This window comes from Nostoc sp. (assembly GCF_036918245.1).
Taxonomy (GTDB): domain Bacteria; phylum Cyanobacteriota; class Cyanobacteriia; order Cyanobacteriales; family Nostocaceae; genus Nostoc.
In genome coordinates this window covers 15,013-31,680 of record NZ_JBALEF010000116.1, presented here as the reverse complement: position 1 = coordinate 31,680, position 16,668 = coordinate 15,013, and the positions used below count along the sequence as shown (strand labels likewise).

Here is a 16,668-nt window from a genome sequence, read left to right as displayed (position 1 = left end):
AACTTTTATTGTGCTATGGCGTTTATTTCGCCCGTGTGAACATCTTGTTTACATCATAATAGCTAAATTTTATTCACTATTTTAGCTGGGCTATGCTACTACAAATTTTATATTATTTAGCTTAGTTTTTGTTTTTCATCTGTCTGTAAATAGCTGCAATATTGCGGGCATCATCAATGCCACGATGGTGTGTGCCTTTTAATTCTATCCCCAACTCCTTGAGAGCCTGCGCCATGCCAAATTTTTTAGATACGCCAAGATATTCCGAAAATTCCTCTTTGATATTTATATGTTCTGAAGTAAAAGGATAAGGAAAATTATGAAACGCACAATCTTGAATAAATTGCTTTTTGTCGTAATTACCCCAAGAACAAAAAATATAGTTAGGAAATAAATTAATCCAGTCTTTGAAGCGAGAAATTGCCTCTAAAAACTTAGGTGCTTCGTCAACATCTAGCTGCCGAATGCTAGTCAATTCGGTGCAAAAACCTGTCAGTTGCGGATGTCTCACAGGTTGGATGAATTGCTGAAACTCTGAATCAATTTCCCACGTTGTTCGATTGAGCATCACTGCACCGATTTCAATGATTTCCATTTCGTGACGGGGAATAGTTTTACTGTTACAGCATGTAGCTTCCAAATCGACTATCAGATAATAGTGGGATATTTTAGTATTCATATTATGTAATAGAGTAATGATAATTGAAGTTAGTAATTATTTATACATTGTTTTGAATAATTACACAATTAATCATGTAAGTTTATTGTATTTATTATATTACAAAAGCGTGATGCTTACAGCCTTTTTGATTTATTTGAACTATAGCTAGCTGTAAGACCACAACTTCACAACTTAGGGAAAGGGAATTTAGATTGATGAAAAAGGTTTAACCCAACGGAATTGAATAGCGATATTAAGAGCGATCGCAGCTATTCCAAACCACAACACACTTTCAAAAGCCAACACTAAAAAAGGCCAAATTATGCTGTGAGAATTCCACCCAAGTTCTATTTGAGTTAATCCCCGCACCAACCCAAAGGCCAGCACACCACCGGCTTTGAGTTGGGGATTTTGATCTGAGCGGATGATATAGCGGTAGGTGACACCAAATAGGAAACCAGTAAAAGTTGCAACTGCACCACTTACCCACAAGTGCCAGTTAAGATCACTTTGCAGACATACAAGTATCTGAAAATACTTTGCTAGTACGAAAGTATTCAACAGACTAGCGATCGCAAAAGCCAAACACACAGATAATCCCCCAACTATTCCAGCTTTGAGAGATTCTAAGCGTTCTGCCATTAATTGAGGATCTAAAGTTGGGTTCACTCTATATATAAATTAGGGATTAGGTATTGGGAAAACTCTTCCCCAGTCTCCAATATGATAAATGCTAGAGCAGTTTTGTAATTAATTAAATGTTGTTCTCATGCATGAATTTTGATGATAAACTCGGTTCCCATACCTGGTTGAGAATTCACTTCTAATACACCTTTGTGTTTCTCTACAACTATTTGATATGCGATCGACAAGCCCAGTCCAGTGCCTTTTCCAACAGTTTTTGTAGTAAATAACGGCTCAAACAAGCGTTTTTTCAGCCGTTCAGGAATACCAATCCCATTGTCAGCAATCCGGATTATAACTAATTGTTCAGAATCTATTTCTGTTGCAATTTTAATCTGAGGAATTAGATCGTTCATTTTGCCTTGCATTATAGCTTCATCAAGAGCATCAACTGCATTTGCCAGAATATTCATAAATACTTGATTCATTTCCCCTAGATAGCATCTGACCTTTGGTAATACTCCATAACTTTTAATAACTTCAATGCGGGGACGATTGCCATTAGCATTGAGGCGGTGTTGCAAAATCATTAGTGTACTATCTAGTCCTTGGTGCAAATCAGCAGATATTTTGGCATCCCTGTCTGAACGACAGAAGTTGCGGAGTGAATCAGAAATGTTCCTAATTCGTTCACTTCCTAGCTGGAGTGAGTTCAAGATTTTTACCATATCTTCGAGAACAAAATTTAGATCCAAGTCCTCAATGACATTGGTAATTTTGGCTGTTGGGTTTGGATACTCTTGTTCATATAGTAGAAACAACTTGGTTACTCCTGCAATGTGTTCTTGCAAGGGTGGAATATTGCTGGAAATAAAGTTGATCGGGTTATTAATTTCATGGCCAACACCAGCGATTAACTCTCCGAGTGTTGATAGTTTCTCTTGCTGCACTAGTTGGACTTGGGCTTGTTGCAAAGCCTTGGTGCGATCGCTAACTTGTTGTTCCAAAGATTCAGTCAATTGTTTGAGTTGTAAATGTACGCGCACTCTCCCAATGACTTCCTCTTGGGCAAATGGTTTAGGGATATAGTCTACTGCACCAAGGGAAAATCCCTTCGTTTTGCTTTCTGTATCTGCTAAGGCAGTAGTGAAAATAATCGGAATGTTTTGGGTAACAGGATTGGCTTTCAGGCGGCGACAAGTTTCAAATCCGTCAATACCGGGCATTTGTACATCCAGCAAAATCAACTCTGGTTGATTGCGTTCGGCTTGAGCGATCGCACTTTCTCCATCGACTGCAACCCGGAAACGAAAACCCTCACTATTGAGCGCTTCACACACGACAGATAAATTTGTCGGATTATCATCCACAATCAAAATAAATCCGTTATTTTGAGTTTTGCTCATGATGAATTTAAAACTGAATTTTAACTCAAATTAATTAATGTATTGTTGAATAAAAGTTTCCAAACGTTTGAGTTGGAAATTACTAGCAAGCTGGACGATTTGCTGGGCAAAAACGCTTAACTGCTCATTAGATGCAGAAAGTTCCTCAGCCAGTTCCAAGATTTTTTGAATATCGCCGTCTTCTGTCAGTTCGAGTAAATCTTGTAAAACCTCTTTGGCAGGATAAATCATCTCATTTTGTTGATCCAAACCACCGGTATAGGTTTTTTTAATTGCGTCTACCTTCCCATCAAAAATCCATTCCAGGTGCAAAAATTGTCGTAGCATTTCCAGCAGCGTTTCAGCTTCTACAGGCTTTGGTAAAAATGCATCTGCACCGACATCAATACTCTTGTGCTGGTCGATTGCAAACACGCTGGCTGACGAAGCGATGACAGCAATTTCTTTAAATGGCCCATGCTGACGCAAACGCTCGATAAACTCAAATCCATTCAATATAGGCATCACGAGGTCAGTGATAATCAAGTCTGGTTTGTGGGCTAGAGCCTGTTCCCATGCTTCCTGACCCTGACTAGCTTCTACCACAGGAAACCCAACAGGCTCTAGTAAATTTACAATTACCGAGCGATTTTCCCATTTGTCATCTGCAATCAAAATGGTGCGCCTTTGTCCTTGATAACCAATAATAGTTCCTTGCTCAACCACTCTAGAAACCTTTGCCCAGTCTTTAGATTCTGGCAATTTTGCTTCAAACCAAAAAGTGCTACCTTTACCAAATTCACTTTGCATCTGAATTTCACCACCCATCAGCAAAACAATTTTTTGGCTGATTGCTAATCCCAAGCCTGTACCTTCAGATTGTCGTTTTTGATTTCCCACTTGCTCAAAGGGCTGGAAGATTTTCTCGGCTTGTTCAGGGCTTATACCCGCACCAGTATCTATTACCTCAAAGCGAATTTTGTAGTTAGTTTGCCCATTGGCGTTTGATTCTTGACCAATCACCTGAACTTTGAAAGTGACACTGCCTTGATGAGTAAATTTAATCGCATTACTAAGCAAGTTAATCAATACTTGCCGCAAGCGTTTTTCATCAGCATGAATACCCGTTGGCAAATCAGGATCGAGTTCAATGTGAAATGGGATCACCTTTTGTTCTGCCCGGATGCGGCAAATTTCAGCCACGCTATCTATAAAGGCAGGCAAGTAGAAATCAACAGCATACAATTCTAGTTTCCGGGCTTCTATTTTGGAGAGATCCAGGACATCATTAATTAGAGTTAAAAGATGGGAACCACATTGGTAAATAATACTGACTCCTTTACGTCCTTTCTCACTCAAAGATTCTGTGCGTTGGAGAATTTGTGTATAGCCCAAGATGCCGTTAAGAGGTGTGCGTAGTTCATGACTCATATTGGCGAGAAATTCACTCTTGGCTTGGCTGGAGTTTTGAGCGACTTCTTCTGCAAGGCGTAGTTCTTGCTCGATGCGCTTGCGCTCGACAATTTCAGTTGAAAGCACACAATTGATAGCTTCTAATTGGGCAGGGCTGGGTAGCGTCAGAGCTTGAGGCATGAGATAAAATAATGCAAATGCCGTATATATCGAAATAATGGCAGTTAGAGCTTTTAAACCACCTGCAATCCAATAGTCTGGATGCCAAAGCGTCCAAATATCCATCAAGTGTCCAGTACCGCAGGCAATGATAAAAGCACCAAATAACAAAAAGACTCCATTGAAAGGAACGTCTTTGCGCTTGGAAATAAAGTAAATTAGTAGGAAGGGAATGGAATAATAGGCAAGAGCGATCGTGGCATCAGAAATAATGTGCAGCCAAACTAATCCAGTTTGCCAAAGATAACAATGTCCGTGGGGAATAAAACCGTTAGAGTGGAAAGGATAGTTAAAAAATATTGGCATGATATTAGGGGTTGCTGGATTTGAAAGATATACCCAGGACTCTAGTATTCCCAAATAATCAAGTGGAAAAGCGCGATCGCTACTTTTTTATATTAATTTTCATTATTACGTAGAATAATAGCGTATCAATAAAAGATAGTGTCTGGTTTGCGATCGCAAAACTTACAATGTCATTGATAAAAAAATCTCAGCCTGCCCAATCCCTGTATGATAAATATTAGAAACCTTTTGTAATTATTTGAAAAATGGGACTATGGAGATTTTGACACTAGGGTGGGTATCGCTGTTAGTTGTGTTCACTTGGTCAATTGCAATGGTAGTGTGGGGACGTAACGGACTGTAGAGGCATTGTGGAAAGTCCATTTTTGAGTATTTTGGCTTTATTTGCTGTAGTGCTGCTCGTAGTAGTCACTGGTGGTATTGGTTATTTGACCCTGGCAGATTGGCGCGATCGCCGTCGCCGAGATGAAGAAAAACGCACCACCCGCAGCGCCACTCCCAAGCGGCGATAATTTTCTCGTGATTGAAAAATCTTTTTGTAGGGACGCGATATTATCGTGTCCCTACACTGTTTTTTATGACATTCCCAGGAAATAACTGTTACCTTTGCGATCGCAACGGGAATCATGAAATAGAAGACTTTCAATATTTAAAGTCCCACTGGGAATGGAAAACTCCTCTACTACTCAACCCATACAACCAAATTCAGAACGGCAAGAATCTTATTCAGACGTGACATTCTCCTTGCGTCAGAATGAGCAACAAAAAGCCTTATCTGGAGTTATTGCCCGTATTCGGGAGTCTCTAGACATAGAAACTATCTTCAAAATTACAGTCACTGAAGTTCGCCGACTTCTGAAAAGCGATCGGGTTAGCGTGTTTCGTTTTTATCCTGATTTGGCATGGGAAGGAGAATTTATCTATGAAGATGTGGCAACAGAATGGGATTCGACATTAACAGCCAAACTGCGCGACCACTGCTTTAGTGAGGAGTTCGCAGGACTATATCAGCAAGGTCGAATTAGAGCAATAGCTGATATTTATCAAGTTAATGCCAGTGATTGCTACATCCAGATTCTAGAAAAATTCCAAGTACGTGCCAATATAACTGCCCCCTTGATCAAAGGTAAAGATTTATGGGGATTGTTGTGTATTCATCAGTGTGGTAGTCCTCGACAATGGGAAGCATCAGAAATTGAGTTTGTGCAATTAATCGCCGAACATCTAGCAGTTGCTTTACAGCAAGCAGATTTCCTGGAACAAGTCAAACTACAATCAGCAGAACTAGCACAAGCAAAAGCTAGAGAAAAAGCAGCCCAATGGCAGAAAACCGTAGCTATTACCATTGAGAAAATTCGTCAGTCCCTCGATTTGGAAAACATTTTCCACACAACCACCGCAGAACTTAGGCAGCTACTAAATGCCGATCGCGTGGCTATTTATCGCTTCAATCCCGATTGGAGTGGTGAATTCGTGTTTGAATCAGTGGCAGAGGGTTGGGTTTCCCTGATAGAGAGACAGTCGCAACGGCCGGAATTGAAAGAGAACGTCAGCGAATGTAGCACTAGAGATTTAGCTAAACCCCCAGTCGCTGATACCTACTTACAAGATACAGAGGGTGGTAACTTCACTCAGTGTGAAGTGTACCGAATTTGTAATGATATTTACAATTCAGGCTTTAGTGACTGCTACATTAAAATTTTAGAGATATATCAAGCAAGAGCTTATGCGATCGTTGCCATTTACCACGGTCAGAAACTCTGGGGCATGCTAGCAGCGTACCAAAATGCTGGATGTCGTGATTGGCAAAAAGATGAGGTTTACTTGCTTACCCAAGTGGGCACCCAACTAGGTGTGGCTTTGCAGCAAGCAGAATTTATCCAACAAATGCAGATTCAAGCAGCAGATATCAGCAAAGCTGCCCAAAGGCAAAGGGCATTAGCAAACACTGTTGAAAAAATTCGTCAGTCTCTTGATATTGAAGCCATATTTAAAACCACTACTCAAGAAGTTCGTCGGTTATTAGAAGTGGAACGAGTCGCAATTTATCACTTCTATCCTGATTGGAGCGGGGAATTTGTGGCTGATTCCATCGTTGATGGCTGGACACCAATTGTTAAGCCGCAGCCTGTGACAGAACGCGTTCTTGTGCAAGGAAAACAAGCGGGTAAGTATGCACGTAATGAAGTTTTTGTCCCAATTTCTCAGGGCGAAAAGCTGTGGGGATTACTAGTAGCTTATCAAAACTCCCAGCCTCGTTATTGGCAAGATGAAGAAATCAACTTGTTAGCACAAGTTGGCGTTCAATTGGGGGTAGCATTACAGCAAGCTGAGTCCTTGAAACAGATGCAAGTGCAAGCCCAAAAACTGGCTAAAGCCGCCGAACGAGAACGGAAAGTAGCCGAAAGACAGAAGGCCCTAGCCGCAACGGTGGAGAAAATTCGCCACTCTCTTGATATTGACACCATTTTTGCTACCAGTACAGAAGAAGTCCGACGACTATTGGAAGTTGACCGAGTGACAATCTATCGATTCGGGACTGATTGGAGTGGCGAATTTGTTGCTGAGTCTTTAGCCCAAGGTTGGATACCAGTAAAGGAAATTGTACCTGCAATGTCTACGACGGGCGTAGCTGCCTCAGGTAATTACTTGCAAGAAACCCAAGGCGGGGATTTTGCTAATGGTAAAACTCTTGTGATTAAGGATATTTACAGCACCGATGATTCTATTCCTTATATTGCCCTGATTGAACTAATGGAGGCTAGGGCATATATGATTGTGCCAATTTTTCAGGGTGAGAAACTTTGGGGATTGCTAGCAGCTTATCAAAATATCAAACCCCGTGATTGGCAAGAAGATGAGGTAGATTTGTTGATGCAAATTGGTACTCAGTTAGGCGTAGGACTTCAGCAAGCAGAATTACTGGAACAAACTCAACTTCAAAAAGAAGAAATCACCCAGACTCTTAAAGAATTACAGCACACTCAGAGCCAGTTAATTCAAAGTGAGAAAATGGCAGGCTTAGGGCAGTTAGTTGCTGGTGTAGCACATGAAATTAATAACCCGATTAGTTTCATTTATGGCAACATCACTTATGTTACTGAACATACCGAAAATTTATTTAAATTACTGCGCCTTTATCAGAAACAGTATCCTAAAGCAACAGGAGAAATTCAAAAGCAAGCAGCAGCAATGGATTTAGATTTTATTAGTGATGACTTGCCCAAAATTCTGACTTCCATGAAGATGGGGGCAGAGCGGATTTCTCAATTAGTCTTGTCGTTACGAAGTTTTTCTCGACTTGATGAAACAGGAATGAAGCCCGTTGACCTTCATGAAGGTATCGATAGTACTTTGCTAATTTTACAACATCGACTGCAACCACTAACTAATTCTTTTGCTATTGAGGTAGTTAAGCAATATGGTGAATTACCCCCAGTAGTCTGCTATGCAGCCCAGATGAATCAGGTGTTTATGAATATTCTCAACAACGCGATCGATGCACTGGAAATCTCAGTAACTAGTGGAAAAATAATTGACAATCCTAAAATTTTGATACGTACAGAAGTCATAGAAGAGAATACTATATTGATTTGGATTGCTGACAATGGTTGTGGGATTCCACAGATTGTGCGATCGCGTATTTTTGAACCTTTCTTTACCACCAAACAACCTGGACAAGGCACTGGTTTGGGGTTATCTATTAGCTACCAAATTGTTGTAGAAAAACATGGCGGTAATATCAAGTGTGTTTCTGAACCTGGTAACAGTTGTGAGTTCTGGATAGAAATTCCGATGAAACGGTGAGTTAGCTAGAAGAACTCCAAGCCCAACACAGCACTGTCAGACGACAAGAATTTTTTTATATTTCGCTCAAAGGTAGAAATATTTATTAGCACTTTTACACCTATGCTACAATCAGCCCCTAGCTTCGAGAACAGCTCCTCTATAGGAAAGCTTACAGAAAAAGTGAATAGTACTTGTTGTTGGGCTTTCACTAAAGGTCTGAAAGGTTTGATTCCTATTAATATACATAATTATAGATTTATATAGTGCGTAAGTCTTACCTAAGAATGAGGGCAATTCCGTAGAGTCTTTATAAAGTGATACCTGTACACTTATTTAATTTTGTTACGGAAATTACACCATGAGTTCTCAACAAAAATTCAATAGTAAACAAGGGGAGACTGCTGCCAAGAAAGAAAGCACAGCAGCTAAAAAAGCTGATAAAGCTGATAACTTGGATTTAGATTCACTTGTTTCTGCCCTAGAAGGAGACTTGACTGCTCTTGATAGCGAAACTGCTATTGGCTTAATCGACGAGTGGTATACTTATTTACACAAAGCTAAAGAGCCAGAAATCAAAGAAATTGCCGATAACCTCAAGCAACTCAAGCAACTGGTGAAAAGTGGTAAGGCCACTGGTCATGAAATTGGTGAAGTGCTAACTGAAGTTGGTGAGCAAACTGGTAATGTTGCTTCTGATACTGATAAGGAACTAAAAACTCCGTTACAGAAGTTGGGTAAGCAACTTCGCAATATAGGTGTTTCACTAGGTAAAGCGGAAGACCGCGAGCAGATCGAACACATAGAATCAGTAATAGAAACGCTTGAAGGAGACTTGACTAAAATTGAGCCGGAGGCTGCGCAAGGTGCGATTGATACGTGGTACACCTTATTGCATAAGTCTGAAAACGAGAATCTTCAAGAAGTTGCTAATGGACTTAAAGAACTTAAGCAACTCTTGAAGCGCAAAACCGCCAAAGGTGCTGACTTTGCCGAGGTGCTGACGAAACTGAGTGAACAAACTCAACAAGCTGCAACTGAAGCCCCAAGGGGATTTAAGGGGCCAATTCAAAGATTGGGTAAGCTTTTAAGTAAAGCTGGCAAGTCATTGGAGTAATTTTAAAGTCTGTTTAATTACCGATGATAAAAGCACCTCATTTCACTTTGGCTGAGGCTAATGTGGAGTGGGGTGTTTTGTATAACATCACTACGTTTTCGCGTCTTACAACTGTTTTATCTCAGTTACCAGATTGTTTATTAACTAATCATAAAGACACTAAGACACAAAGGAAAAAGAGGCGATCGCTAATCATAATTTCGCTAGCATTAATAATATAAATTGCTCTATGAATTAATATGGAAACTAAAGAAGTTCTCCAAGCACTCCTAAACCTGAGCATAAGCGATCGCCTAAAGATAGCTGAATCAGCCCTGCAATTGGTTCTTCAAGAAAAACATTCACTTACCAAAGACGAGCAAAAATGCCAATTAACACTAACCGCAATGACAGCTATTGCAGATTATGCACTTGGTAGTGAATTAAATATATTCTCAGAGTTAGAGGGAGAAGACTTTTGCGATGATCTAGATGAAGACTTCTACAATTTAGGGAATTAGGAGACAACAAATGACCATACAGCTACAATTGAAACCAGAAATAGAGGCTCGTCTCATTGCTGAAGCTGCTGCACAAGGTTTATCGGTAGAAGCTTATCTTGCATCTTTGATTGAAAACAGTTTAACCAGCCATGAAGAAAGTTTTTTTTATCAAGTATCAACTCAAGAAGAATGGGAATCTATATTAACAGATTTAATAAATAGTCCTGCTTTTTCTTTAGCACCAGCACTTTCAGATGAAGCAATTATTCGAGAGAGTATTTACACCAGAGAAGATGAAATGTTATGAGCTATTTGGTGGATACTAATATTTTGCTGCGTTTGGTGCAGAAGAATAGCCCAATGCACTAAAGAATTATTCATCAAACTTATTTTTAACAACTTTTTATATCTAGATGTGATTTATCTGCATCTGCTGGGAATACTAAGTAAGAGCATCAACAAGTGCTCCATAATCGATAAATCTTATTTAGGTAAAACTTAGAATGTTTTTACTCAGTAAAGCACAAACAGTAGTTTATGTGCCTAATTTCCCTGTAGATAGAATTAAACCTTATAAACTTGATTATTATACTCTTTGTTTAAGTAGATCACATTTTTATAGGAATTGATCTAGGACACAATCACAAAGATAAATTAAGTAATCTGAGTATAAGCGTAATTGATAACCTTGGTTGCCTACTGCCAAAATCCTCTTACACTAGAAGAAACTTACAATTAAATGAAGTTATTTCTTACGAGGAGTTACTTAGAGCATTTAAATGGATAGCAAAAAACTTACCTAGACATATTAAGGGTATTACTATACATAGAGATGGTCTTATAACTCAGGAGGAGTTAGAATACTTCCATCAAGTAATGTATGAAATTAAAATCGAAAAATACAATTTAGTTGAAGTTATAAAAAGTGGAGTACCAAGAATTGGTTTTTACTCAAATCACAATACTGAAACTATATACTTAGATGGTTTTATGGGCTATTATGTTTTCGCAAATAATATATCGTATTTAATTACAAATGATCAGTGTTTGCGAACTACAAGAACTGTACCTAATCCATTAAAAATCAAAAAAATCTATGGATACAAGAAAATTTCAAGTCTCACAGAAGAGATTTATTGGCTTACTAAAGCTTACTCTACTAATATTTTTGAACCATCTCATTTACCTATAACAACTCTTTTAGCAAATAACTGGTCATAAAGTAGAAATCTCGTGCATTTTACAACTGAATAACAATATAGATAAGAGCTATAAAAACCTTGGTAAAATATACAAAAAATTTGCCTCAGAAGCATCACACTTCCAAGGCAAATAAACTCTCTAATTCTTTCTTTACTTCGCGCTCTTTGCGCCCTTCGCGGTTCGTTTCTCTTAAAGTTGCTTCACTTCCGAAACCAACTTCGCCACCATATCCTTCGCACTACCAAAAAGCATCGTAGTTTTATCCTTGTAGAACAACTCATTATCTACACCGGCAAAACCCGTACTCATCCCGCGCTTAATCACAATCGTTTGCTTCGCCCGATCTACTTCCAAAATTGGCATACCATAAATCGGGCTATTTGTATCACTCCGCGCCGCTGGATTTACTACATCATTTGCTCCAATTACCAAAGCCACATCCGCTTGCTCAAACTGGGGATTAATATCTTCCATGTCGTATAACTGGGTATAAGGCACATTTGCCTCCGCCAGTAATACATTCATATGCCCCGGCATTCTCCCAGCAACGGGGTGAATGGCGTACTTGACATCAACGCCCATCCGTTCTAACTGATCTGACAATTCCCGGACGCTATGTTGCGCTTGGGCAACTGCCATCCCATAACCAGGCACAATTACCACAGAACGGGCATAACCCAACATCATCGCCCCTTCTTCGGGATCGATGCTACGGACGGTTTGATCGATCGCATCACCACTAGCAGCACCACCACCAGAAGTAGATCCTGTACCAAAAGCGCTGAACAGCACACTAAATAAGGAGCGGTTCATCGCCTTACACATAATTTCGGTGAGGATTAAGCCAGATGCTCCCACCAAAGCCCCAGCGATGATTAACATATTGTTCATCACCACGAACCCCGCCGCCGCCGCCGCCACACCTGACAACGAGTTCAACAGCGAGATTACCACTGGCATATCGCCGCCACCAATGGGGATAACGAACATCACGCCCAACACCAATGAAACGCCAACCACTCCCAAGAATATAGGTAAGCTATCTGGTGTAATGATTAAATAGACACTGCCCACTACATAAGCAGCCAGAAGCAAGAGATTAAATGGTTGCTGGAAAGGAAATGTAATCGGAGAACCGCTGATTAAACCTTGCAATTTGGCAAAGGCTAGAAAACTACCTGTGAAGGTAATACCACCGATTAACACGTCCAAAAGTATGGAAATGTTGACATCTAAGGGTATTGGCTGAGAACTATCTAACAACCGCCAAAATTCCGCAACAGCTACTAAAGCCGAAGCTGCACCGCCCAAGCCGTTGAGTAAACCCACCATTTGGGGCATTTCGGTCATTTGGACTTTGTAGGCTACGATCGCCCCAATTCCCGATCCAATCGCCAAGCCCAACAATATCATCTCGTAGTTCAACACATGCTGATCCAGCATTGTTGCTGCGATCGCCAGCAGCATCCCCACAGAGGCAACGAGATTACCGTTCCTCGCTGTAGCAGGTGATCCCAGCTTTTTCAAGCCGAGAATGAATAACGATGCAGCGACTAAATATGTCAGCTGAATGCCAGTTGGTAAAAAGTCGCTCACGCTTTAATCTCCTTTTTCTTGAACATTTGTAGCATTCTGTCTGTGACGAGGAAGCCACCTATAACGTTGACAGTTGCCAATACCACAGCAATCAAACCGAGAATCACTGAGACACTTGTTTCTCTAGCACCTGAAGCTACTATTGCCCCAAGTACCGAAATGCCAGAAATCGCGTTTGAGCCTGACATTAAGGGCGTGTGTAAAGTCGGTGGTATTTTGTTGATGACTTCAAAGCCAATAAAAGATGCCAAAACAAATACAAACAAAGCAGCAAGTAATGCCTCTGTCATGAAATCAAAACTCCTTATAGTAATTTGGCTACTAACCTGCTCCAACGCCGCTTAAAGCTTGTAGTGCATCCCGCACGCGTTGATTGCGAATTTCACCAGCGTGGGTAACGCAAGCTGCATCAACGATGTCGTCGCTAAAGTCAACCTGTAAAGCTTTGTCTTTAATTAGCAATTGCATCAACGATGTTACGTTCTTGGCATACAATTGGCTGGCGTGAATTGGCATCGATGATGGGAGATTGATGGGACCGATAATTGTCACGCCGTTCCATACAATATCTTTTCCGGGTTCTGTGCAGGCGCAGTTACCACCCTGATCAGCAGCCAAATCTACAATCACTGAACCGGGTTTCATTTGTGCCACCATTTCTTCTGTAACCAGCCGTGGTGCTTGTCTCCCAGGAACTTGAGCGGTGGTAATTACCACATCAGAATTTTTGACGTGTTCGGCGACAACTTCTTGGGTACGTTGTTTGCTAGCCTCAGAAATTTCCTTGGCGTAGCCACCTGCGGCGACGGTTTCTTCTTCTAATTTGACTTCAACGAACTTTGCCCCTAAGCTTTGCACTTCTTCTTTAACGGCGGGACGAATATCAAAGGCTTCTACTACTGCTCCCAAACGTCTAGCGGTGGCGATCGCTTGCAATCCGGCGACACCAGCGCCCATAATAAATACTTTCGCTGGAGCGATCGTACCTGCGGCTGTGGTTAACATCGGGAAGTATTTAGGTAATGCAGCTGCGGCAATTAATACTGCTTTGTAACCTGCTAATGAAGCTTGCGAGGACAAAGCATCCATACTTTGCGCCCTGGTAGTACGGGGGATCATCTCCATACTCAAAGCTGTGACTTTCCGATTTGCCAGTTGCTGCGCTACAACAGGATTTCCCAAAGGATTGAGAAAACTGACTAATACAGCCCCTTCCTTTAACAAATCAACTTCTGAGCGTCCATCTTCTCGTTCTTGTGGTGGGCTGACTTTCAGCAGAATATCTGTTTCGCCCCATAATTTGGCAGTATCGCTGATTATTGTGGCTCCTGCGACTTCATAGTCAGAATCGTTGAAAAAAGATCGCTCTCCTGCACCCGCTTCTACCCAGACTTCCAAACCTTGTTTTACCAATCGAGCAACGGTGTCAGGAATTAATGCCACACGACGTTCACAAACTTCAATTTCTCTAGCAACTGCTATTCTCATGAAATCTCCTGAAGATAAATACCTAATCTTTGCCAAGTAAATGATTGTCTAGATAAAAGATATCCCGCACTCATAGTACTTAGGCAAGAATATCAGCCATGACTTTTACTTGTAGATAGAACCTTGAAACTTTCCTCTCCCACTCTTAGCTGTCCAAGCAAAGCCTGACTTTGCCGTTTGCAGATGTCATATTTTCAGATAGTTGCAAACAGGGTTACGTATTGCACATCCTAAATTGATTCCCAAATTTTGCATCTTTATCTTTAACTTGTTTTCGGGATTGAGAAATTTTGGTATTCCTTTCTTATAGAGTAATATTGACCGAATTTTGAAAGCTTTATAATTTCCCAATCAAATTTTAATGATTACGACTTCGATTCCAATGCAACTTATTTTAATCAATTTAGCCCAAGTTAACTGGCGATCGCTGATCACATGGATCAAATTTTATAACAAAATTCTCAAATTTAGATACACTTATACATATTTGTCAACACAATCCAACCCCAACTGTGTTTCTATCTAGTTCAAATTTGACCAACTCAGTAATCAAATCACGGCCATATAAAGGTAATAAAGTAATTTTAATATATGTTCATTTTAACACTAGGTAATTTACTTTCTGCCTAAAATTCAGATAGAATGGCACTTTTTTTGGAAATTAAACGTCCATTGTCAGGAAGCCAGTAGTAAAGTTTAGTAAAGAATACTAACACATAGTTATTTTTAGATAACAGATTTATATTTTGGTAGAGGAAGCCCAATTATGCGACGTTTACTTTCTGCTTTAGCCGTGACTAGCTTTTTGGTTACTGGATTACCAGCCTTGACTTGGGCGCAAAGTTTACCTGGATTTACGCTGTTTAGCGGCGTCAAACAAGAAAATCAGCTGCCCTTTAGGTTAGATTTTGGTGGACAAGCTAATGGTTGGGATCGTTATATATTAAGGATTCCAGCCAAAAGAATGAAATTAGCGGTTGGTCAATTTGCAATTACCTACCCTGATTATTACAAAGGAACTTTTGACCAGAAAAAAATTGAAGTCAGAGTCAAAGGCAAAGCAGTTCCGCTTTCTGAGGTGAAGTGGGACAAAGAAGGTAAACTGATTAATATTTTTCCTCAAGAGCCAGTGCCAGCAGGTAGCGCAGTCGAGGTAGTGTTATCTAACGTGAAAAACCCATCCTTCGGCGGAGTTTACTATTTTAACTGTCAAGTGCTCTCTCCTGGCGATGTGCCACTACTGCGCTACATGGGAACATGGATTTTGAGCATTAATTAAGAGTGGGGAATAGGGAGTAGGGATGTAACCAATCGGCGATTCCCAATTCCCTCACAAAGTGATACAATTAGAGATTGTGAGTTTTTATAAAAATCACCTAAGAGGAGAACAGTATGAAAAGAACACTGGGCGGCACTAGTCGTAAGAGAAAAAGAACCTCTGGTTTTCGCGCCAGGATGCGGACACCAGACGGCAGAAACGTGATTAGCGCCAGAAGAAAAAAAGGACGTCACCGTCTGAGCGTTTAGGGCATATTTAAGCTAAAAGAGCATCTGTGGCTTTGCCCAAAGCAAATCGGCTAAAATCCCGAAAGGATTTCCACGCAGTTTTCCGAGAAGGAATTCGGCGTCATGGCTCTTATTTAACATTGAGAGCCTTAAAGCCTTTATGTTCAAAGAAACCATCTTTGGACACTGCTACTCAGACTACACAAGCAACTGACTCAGCACATCTTGCCAGCACGCGGATTGGCATTTCGATTAGCACAAAAGTCAGCAAAAGGGCAGTGGTTCGCAACCGAATCAAACGGCAAATTACTGCTGCTTTACATAATTTGCTGCCAAAATTATCACCAGGATGGCGGCTAGTATTCATTGTCAAACCCACCGCAGCAGAATCTAAGTGCGTAAGCCCACAATTTCTGCAAGAATTAGAGCAGTTGTTGGCACAAGCTGAGGTGTTCGATGGGAATTCGTGAAGATGTTTATTATGAAGGTGGGCCCCATGTTGGGGATTTAATTGTCAACCTACTGATTGGACTAACCATTGTTGGGATACCATTAACAGTCGGGGCAATTGTCAGGGCATTGTGGCTGCGTTTCCGTATCACCGATCGCCGAATTACTGTGATTGGAGGTTGGCAGGGACGCGATCGCACTGACGTAATTTACTCAGAAATTGTCAAAATCGTCAAAGTTCCCCGTGGCATTGGCTTTTGGGGAGATATGGCGATCACCTTAAAAAACGGCAGTCGTCTCGAATTGCGTGCAATTCCCAATTTTCGGGAAGTCTATGACTACATCAACGAAAGAATTGCTGCGAAAAATCCCGAATTTAGCGCCACTGCTAACAAGTGATGGCAGCAGGGGAAGATGAGGGAGATGAACCAA

18 protein-coding genes are annotated in these 16,668 nt (G+C 40.7%); 11 read left to right on the top strand and 7 right to left on the bottom strand.

Translation table 11 applies throughout. The features are described 5' to 3' along the window. Positions 1–121: 121 nt before the first annotated feature. From V7L12_RS32985 to V7L12_RS32970, 4 genes are all read right to left on the bottom strand, one after another. A complete protein-coding gene (locus V7L12_RS32985) occupies positions 122–679 on the bottom strand; it encodes a 3'-5' exonuclease (protein WP_335090873.1) in 558 nt (185 codons plus the stop codon). A gap of 189 nt (positions 680–868) precedes the next feature. After that, positions 869–1,303 (bottom strand): hypothetical protein, encoded by a 435-nt coding sequence (locus V7L12_RS32980; protein ID WP_335090893.1) that lies wholly within the window; start codon positions 1,301–1,303, stop codon positions 869–871. 125 nt (positions 1,304–1,428) lie between these two features. Beyond that, a complete protein-coding gene (locus V7L12_RS32975) occupies positions 1,429–2,691 on the bottom strand; it encodes a hybrid sensor histidine kinase/response regulator (RefSeq protein ID WP_335090871.1) in 1,263 nt (420 codons plus the stop codon). Positions 2,692–2,721: 30 nt separating this feature from the next. Beyond that, entirely contained in the window at positions 2,722–4,608 is a 1,887-nt protein-coding gene (locus tag V7L12_RS32970) for an ATP-binding protein (RefSeq protein ID WP_335090869.1), read from the bottom strand. A gap of 253 nt (positions 4,609–4,861) precedes the next feature. On the opposite strand from V7L12_RS32970, the gene petN reads away from it, so the two are divergent. From petN to V7L12_RS32935, 7 genes are all read left to right on the top strand, one after another. Next, positions 4,862–4,951, top strand: a complete 90-nt coding sequence (gene petN, locus V7L12_RS32965; protein ID WP_012408302.1) for a cytochrome b6-f complex subunit PetN — start codon at positions 4,862–4,864, stop codon at positions 4,949–4,951. A 7-nt stretch (positions 4,952–4,958) separates the two neighbouring features. Then, positions 4,959–5,120, top strand: coding sequence for a hypothetical protein (locus tag V7L12_RS32960; protein WP_094350864.1), 162 nt, complete (start codon positions 4,959–4,961; stop codon positions 5,118–5,120). Between the two features lie 154 nt (positions 5,121–5,274). Then, positions 5,275–8,415 (top strand): GAF domain-containing protein, encoded by a 3,141-nt coding sequence (locus tag V7L12_RS32955; RefSeq protein WP_335090867.1) that lies wholly within the window; start codon positions 5,275–5,277, stop codon positions 8,413–8,415. Between the two features lie 340 nt (positions 8,416–8,755). Then, positions 8,756–9,511: a hypothetical protein gene (locus tag V7L12_RS32950; RefSeq protein WP_335090865.1), complete on the top strand. Its 756-nt coding sequence runs from the start codon at positions 8,756–8,758 to the stop codon at positions 9,509–9,511. Positions 9,512–9,750: 239 nt separating this feature from the next. Next, positions 9,751–10,011, top strand: a complete 261-nt coding sequence (locus V7L12_RS32945) for a hypothetical protein (RefSeq protein ID WP_335090863.1) — start codon at positions 9,751–9,753, stop codon at positions 10,009–10,011. A 10-nt stretch (positions 10,012–10,021) separates the two neighbouring features. After that, the gene (locus V7L12_RS32940) at positions 10,022–10,300 is read left to right on the top strand and encodes a hypothetical protein (protein ID WP_335090861.1); all 279 of its coding nucleotides are present in this window, start codon (positions 10,022–10,024) and stop codon (positions 10,298–10,300) included. A 569-nt stretch (positions 10,301–10,869) separates the two neighbouring features. Then, entirely contained in the window at positions 10,870–11,214 is a 345-nt protein-coding gene (locus V7L12_RS32935) for a hypothetical protein (protein ID WP_335090859.1), read from the top strand. Positions 11,215–11,385: 171 nt separating this feature from the next. Here the strand turns inward: V7L12_RS32935 and V7L12_RS32930 are convergent, their stop codons facing one another. Genes V7L12_RS32930 through V7L12_RS32920 form a run of 3 tightly spaced genes read right to left on the bottom strand, consistent with a single transcriptional unit; the run spans position 11,386 to position 14,280 of the window. After that, the gene (locus V7L12_RS32930) at positions 11,386–12,792 is read right to left on the bottom strand and encodes an NAD(P)(+) transhydrogenase (Re/Si-specific) subunit beta (RefSeq protein WP_335075855.1); all 1,407 of its coding nucleotides are present in this window, start codon (positions 12,790–12,792) and stop codon (positions 11,386–11,388) included. Next, positions 12,789–13,082: an NAD(P) transhydrogenase subunit alpha gene (locus V7L12_RS32925; protein WP_273766159.1), complete on the bottom strand. Its 294-nt coding sequence runs from the start codon at positions 13,080–13,082 to the stop codon at positions 12,789–12,791. Before V7L12_RS32925 ends, V7L12_RS32930 begins: the two co-directional genes overlap by 4 nt. A 31-nt stretch (positions 13,083–13,113) precedes the next feature. Beyond that, positions 13,114–14,280: a Re/Si-specific NAD(P)(+) transhydrogenase subunit alpha gene (locus V7L12_RS32920; protein ID WP_335090857.1), complete on the bottom strand. Its 1,167-nt coding sequence runs from the start codon at positions 14,278–14,280 to the stop codon at positions 13,114–13,116. A 766-nt stretch (positions 14,281–15,046) separates the two neighbouring features. Between V7L12_RS32920 and V7L12_RS32915 the strand changes: the two genes are divergently transcribed. The 4 genes from V7L12_RS32915 (at position 15,047) to V7L12_RS32900 (ending at position 16,635) form a co-directional block, all read left to right on the top strand. Then, positions 15,047–15,559 (top strand): DUF2808 domain-containing protein, encoded by a 513-nt coding sequence (locus V7L12_RS32915; RefSeq protein WP_335090856.1) that lies wholly within the window; start codon positions 15,047–15,049, stop codon positions 15,557–15,559. 113 nt (positions 15,560–15,672) lie between these two features. Next, entirely contained in the window at positions 15,673–15,807 is a 135-nt protein-coding gene (gene rpmH / locus V7L12_RS32910) for a 50S ribosomal protein L34 (RefSeq protein ID WP_099102484.1), read from the top strand. Between the two features lie 26 nt (positions 15,808–15,833). Beyond that, positions 15,834–16,256, top strand: coding sequence for a ribonuclease P protein component (gene rnpA / locus V7L12_RS32905; protein WP_335090854.1), 423 nt, complete (start codon positions 15,834–15,836; stop codon positions 16,254–16,256). Beyond that, complete coding sequence (locus V7L12_RS32900) at positions 16,243–16,635, top strand: PH domain-containing protein (RefSeq protein WP_335090852.1); 393 nt, start codon at positions 16,243–16,245, stop codon at positions 16,633–16,635. The genes rnpA and V7L12_RS32900 overlap by 14 nt, the downstream gene beginning before the upstream one ends. Positions 16,636–16,668: the final 33 nt, after the last annotated feature.